Origin of the sequence: Campylobacter concisus, assembly GCF_002914005.1 — a bacterium.
GTDB classification, from domain to species: Bacteria; Campylobacterota; Campylobacteria; order Campylobacterales; family Campylobacteraceae; genus Campylobacter_A; species Campylobacter_A concisus_N.
Window position 1 is genome coordinate 1 of the sequence record NZ_POZU01000073.1, and the last position, 3,892, is coordinate 3,892.

The following is a 3,892-nucleotide window of genomic DNA, read 5'->3' on the forward strand; positions in this document are numbered from 1 at the left end:
CAAATATATTATTATGTGGTGGTTCTGGTACGAGGTTGTGGCCTATTAGCAGGACTTTAATGCCAAAACAATTTATTAAATTATTTGACAATAGATCACTTTTTCAGCTGACTGCACTACGAAATAGTGAAATTTGTGATAATACATTTGTAATTACAAATATCGATCACTACTACTTGGCGATGGATCAGATAGAGAATTTAAATATCACAAATTTTAAATATCTGCTCGAACCAGTTGGTAGAAATACTGCACCAGCGATCACACTAGCTTGCCTTGCACTTGATCCAAATGAGATTGTTTTAGTAACCCCTTCAGATCATTTGATAAAGGACATTAAAGCATATCACACAAGCGTAAAAGCTGCAAAAGAGCTGGCAGAGCAAAATTTCTTAGTTACTTTTGGTATAAAGCCAAGGTCACCTGAGACGGGATTTGGATATATAGAGAGCTATAATGGCGATGTAAAGGCCTTTTATGAAAAGCCAGACTATGAAAGAGCGGTGAAATTTCTAAAAGATCAAAATTTCTACTGGAATTCAGGTATGTTTGTCTTTAAGGCAGGTGTTTTCTTGAATCAGATGAAAATTTTTGCTCCTAGGATACTTGAAGCATGTAAACTTGCTTTTGATAACGCAAAAAAAGATGAAATTGATATCAAAATAGACGTTATCGACATGCAAAATATTCCCCAAAATAGCATAGATTATGCTGTAATGGAAAAGTCTGGTATCGTAAAAATGGTAGTACTAGATGCGCCTTGGAGTGATCTTGGAAGTTTTGATAGTTTGGATGAGCAGCTACAAAAAGATATTAATGGAAATACAATAAATAGCGATCTGGTGCAGATAAATTCTCACAATAATCTAGTCCTATCTAGTGGCAAAAAAATAGCCTTGATAGATGTCGATGATCTAACTGTAGTTGATACAAAAGATGCTCTTTTAATATCTAAAAAATCCTCTAGCCAAAAAGTAAAAAATGTAGTGGAAATTTTAAAAGAGGAGAGCTCTGAGCTTTGTAATGCCCATGTCACGACAAATAGACCTTGGGGAAACTATACTGTCCTTGAAAATCAAGATGGTTATAAGATAAAGATAATAGAGGTAAAACCTGGCAAAAGACTATCTTTGCAAAAGCATTTTCATAGAAATGAGCATTGGATAGTGCTATCAGGAAGTGCCACTGTGACGATAGGTGAGACAACTAGGCTTGTTTGTCCTAATGAGTCTATCTATATAAAAATGGGTGAAGTTCATAGACTATCTAATGAAGGAAAAATTCCTGTGGTTTTAATAGAAGCTCAGGTCGGCGAATATACAGGCGAAGATGATATAATTCGCCTAGATGATGATTTTAAAAGGTGATTTATGGATAAAAAAGTAGCGTTAATAACTGGTATAACGGGTCAAGATGGATCGTATCTGGCAGAATTTTTACTAAAAAAAGGCTATATAGTCCATGGCGTAAAAAGACGAACGAGCCTTTTTAATACAGACAGAATAGATCATCTTTATCAAGATCCGCACGTTGATAATAGAAACTTTTTCTTGCACTATGGCGACATGACGGACTCTATGAATCTGACAAGGATCATCCAAGAGGTGCAGCCAGATGAAATTTACAACCTAGCTGCCATGAGCCATGTACATGTTAGTTTTGAAACCCCAGAATATGTTGCAAATGCTGATGGCACAGGCACTCTTAGGCTGCTTGAGGCCATAAGGATATTGGGACTTGAAAAAAAGACTAAAATTTATCAAGCTTCTACCTCTGAGCTCTACGGAAAAGTGCAAGAGACACCGCAAAGTGAGACCACGCCATTTTATCCAAGAAGCCCTTATGCAGTTGCAAAGATGTATGCATACTGGATAACGGTTAATTATAGAGAGGCTTATGGGATTTTTGCTTGTAATGGTATATTGTTTAATCATGAATCACCAGTTAGAGGCGAGACTTTTGTCACTAGAAAGATCACAAGGGCAGCTAGTAAGATAGCGCTCGGGCTTCAAGACAAGCTTTATCTTGGAAATTTAGATGCCAAAAGAGACTGGGGTCATGCAAAAGACTATGTGAAGATGATGTGGATGATACTTCAAGCCCCACAGCCAGAAGACTGGGTAATAGCAACTGGCCAAACAACAGCGGTTAGAGACTTTGTAAAATTTGCATTTGCTTACGCTGGTATAAATTTGAGATTTGAAGGGACTGGCGTAGATGAGATAGGAGTCGTGGACTCACTAAATTTTGAAAAAGTAAAAGAGTTAAATTTAGATATATCACATTTAAGTATCGGACAAACTGTGGTTTGTGTGGATCCAAGATATTTTAGGCCAACAGAGGTTGATTTGCTGCTCGGAGATCCGAGTAAAGCAGAGAAAAAACTAGGCTGGAAGAGAGAATTTAACCTTCAAGATCTAGTAAATGATATGATGAGATCAGACTTAAAGCTCATGACAAAAGATGTCTATCTAAAAGATGGTGGATATAAGACAATGAGCTATTTCGAGTAAGAAATGGATAAAAATAGCAAAATTTATGTAGCAGGACATAAAGGACTAGTAGGCTCTGCTATAGTGAGAAATTTAAAATCAAAAGACTATAAAAATATAATCACAAGAACCCATAGCGAGCTTGATCTAATGGATCAAAAGGCGGTTTGTGAGTTTTTTGAAAAAGAAAAGCCTGAGTATGTGGTGCTAGCTGCTGCAAAGGTCGGTGGAATAGTAGCTAATAGCACTTATAGGGCTGATTTTATATATGAAAATTTACAAATTCAAAATAATGTGATCCACCAAAGCTATCTGCATAAGGTAAAAAAACTACTATTTCTGGGAAGTACTTGTATATATCCTAAAAATGCTCCGCAACCAATGAGGGAGGAGGTGCTTTTGACATCTCCACTTGAATACACAAATGAGCCATATGCGATCGCTAAAATAGCCGGCATGAAGATGTGTGAGAGCTATAATTTACAGTACGGCACAAATTTTATATCTGTTATGCCTACAAATTTATATGGTCCAAATGATAACTTTGATCTAGAAACCTCACATGTATTGCCAGCATTTATAAGAAAGATACACCTAGCAAAACTTTTAAGCGAAGAAAAATTTGATGCAGTGGTAAAAGATCTAAAAGTAAAAGATATAAATGAAGCTATGGCTTATCTTGATAAATTTGGTATTTCAAAAGATAGAGTAGAAGTTTGGGGTACAGGAGAGCCTAGACGAGAGTTTCTACACTCAGAAGATATGGCTGATGCTTGCGTGTTTTTACTGGAAAATAGAGACTTTAAAGATACTTATGACAAAAATAGCAAAGAGATAAGAAATACGCATATAAATATAGGAACTGGCAAAGATATATCTATAAAAGAGCTAGCAAATTTGATTAAAAATATAATTGGCTTTAAAGGTGGGCTATATTTTAATGATAGCAGGCCCGATGGCACAATGCTAAAACTAACGGATCCCTCAAAGCTCCACTCTCTTGGTTGGAAACATAAAGTAGAGCTTGAAGATGGAATAAAGACACTTTATGAGTGGTATTTAAATGACTAATCTAAAAAAGCTGTTAGCAATAACAACACGACAAGAAAAGAAAAATTTTATAATTTTGATTTTTATGAGTATTTTTTTATCGATCATTGAAACTGTTGGAATATCTGCTATTATGCCGTTTATTACCTTAGCATCAGATCCATCAAAAATAGTTAGTAACGAATATTCAAAAAAAATTTATGACTTTTTTGACTTTTCTACTACTACTAATTTTATGATTTTTTTTGGTCTTTTTTTAATAGGCTTTTATATTTTTAGAGCTTTTTACTCGATATTTTATAATTTTTTGCTTAATAAATTTGCATTTGGAAGATTTCATTCTTTTGCAT

The 3,892-nt window shown here is 35.0% G+C and carries 3 protein-coding genes and 1 pseudogene; all 4 read left to right on the forward strand.

From position 1 onward, the window contains the following. A partial coding sequence (locus CYP54_RS08790; RefSeq protein WP_103604967.1) for a mannose-1-phosphate guanylyltransferase/mannose-6-phosphate isomerase occupies positions 1-1,367 on the forward strand: 1,367 nt, incomplete at its 5' end. Positions 1,368-1,370: 3 nt separating this feature from the next. After that, complete coding sequence (gene gmd, locus CYP54_RS08795; RefSeq protein ID WP_103604965.1) at positions 1,371-2,513, forward strand: GDP-mannose 4,6-dehydratase; 1,143 nt, start codon at positions 1,371-1,373, stop codon at positions 2,511-2,513. A 3-nt stretch (positions 2,514-2,516) separates the two neighbouring features. Next, positions 2,517-3,563 carry a GDP-L-fucose synthase family protein gene (locus CYP54_RS08800; RefSeq protein ID WP_103604966.1) on the forward strand — a complete coding sequence of 349 codons (1,047 nt, stop codon included), beginning with the start codon at positions 2,517-2,519 and terminating at the stop codon, positions 3,561-3,563. Next, positions 3,556-3,892 (forward strand): annotated as a pseudogene (locus tag CYP54_RS09990) (ABC transporter ATP-binding protein); the annotation flags it as partial. The gene CYP54_RS08800 and the pseudogene CYP54_RS09990, both read left to right, overlap by 8 nt.

What these genes read in the sequence shown, in the direction of transcription:
- gmd (WP_103604965.1), top strand. Translation starts at nt 1,371, where the DNA reads ATGGATAAAAAAGTAGCGTTAATAACTGGTATAACGGGTCAAGATGGA.
- CYP54_RS08800 (WP_103604966.1), top strand. Translation starts at nt 2,517, where the DNA reads ATGGATAAAAATAGCAAAATTTATGTAGCAGGACATAAAGGACTAGTA.